The sequence below is a fragment of the Endozoicomonas sp. SESOKO4 genome (assembly GCF_024606275.1).
Genome location: NZ_JAHHPS010000379.1, coordinates 1 through 1,362 on the forward strand (window position 1 = coordinate 1; position 1,362 = coordinate 1,362).

The 1,362-nt window shown below is 54.7% G+C and carries 1 protein-coding gene; it reads right to left on the minus strand.

The window, feature by feature from the left end; genetic code table 11:
* A partial coding sequence (locus tag KDK16_RS07550; RefSeq protein WP_257275400.1) for a V-type ATP synthase subunit A occupies positions 1-1,336 on the minus strand: 1,336 nt, incomplete at its 3' end.
* Positions 1,337-1,362 lie beyond the last annotated feature (26 nt).

Consider the following 1,362-nt stretch of genomic DNA (forward strand, 5'->3'; position numbering starts at 1 on the left):
GCATCATCTGGTTGATGCTGTCACCTTTGACAAGCAGGGCCTGCATTTCCTTGACGGTATCTACCCAGTCAGCGGACAGGTTATTGCTGTACCACCCGGATAACTGATCAAGATAGCGGGACCAGGAGATCAATGGGTCAATGGCAGGGTAGAAACGCTTATAGGCGCGGTCATAGGAAAGTCCCAGGAAGGTTTTGACCGTACTCAGGGTTGCCTGGGTTACAGGCTCCTCGAAATTACCACCGGCGGGGGATACAGAGCCCACCAGAGTCAGGGAGCCTTCGTCTCCTTCTTCGTTACGGATGACACCGCAACGTTCGTATACACCTTTAATGGCAGAGTCCATGTAAGCCGGGAAACCTTCTTCACCGGGAATCTCTTCCAGACGGTTGGAGGTCTCACGCATGGCCTGGGCCCAGCGGGAAGTGGAGTCTGCCAGCGCGAGAACGTTGTACCCCATCTGACGGTAGTATTCACCGAGCGTCAGACCCGTGTAGATAGAAGCCTCACGGGCGGCCACAGGCATGGATGAGGTATTACAGATGATAACGGTGCGGTCGATGAGGGAGCCGCCGGTGGTAGGATCTTGCAGGTGTGGAAATTCTTCAATGGTTTCCACCACCTCACCGGCGCGTTCACCACAGGCTGTTACGATGACGATGTCGGCATCGCAGTAACGCGAGAAAGAGTGCTGTAATACTGTTTTTCCAGAACCGAACGGGCCGGGGATACAACCGGTTCCACCACGGGCAATGGGGAAGAAAGTGTCCACGATTCTCTGGGTAGTCACCAGGGGTGTATCAGGATACTGACGTTCAGTTTTACCTTTTCCGGACAAGGTTTCAGAAATGGAGTGACGTACCGGCCACTTCTGTACCATCGTAAGGTCGATCTCGTCACCCTGCCGGTTTCGCACTTTGGCAACGACGGTATCAACGCTGAAGGAGCCTTCCTGGATCCAGATCACTTCCACTTCGCCTTCGGTGTTAAAAGGAATCATGATCTTGTGCGTAAAGCGACCTTCGGGAACCGTACCAAAGGTTTCACCCGCGTGCAGTTTGTCACCAATCTTGGCCACTGCCGTAAAGGCCCACGTCTGACTGCGATCAAGCGCATCAATCTGGACACCGCGCTGCAGGAATTTACCATGCAGAGAGGCCAGTCTCTCCAGAGGGTTCTGCAGACCATCGTAGATCATGGAAAGAATGCCGGGACCCAGCTCCAGAGAGAGCAGATGGCCCGTCTGGATGATGGCGTCGCCTACTGCGACCCCCCGGGTGTCTTCGTAGACCTGAATGTCAGCGATATCACCGCGAACCCTCAGGACTTCTGCCATCAGTTGCTCCTCCACCTGTTCATTGG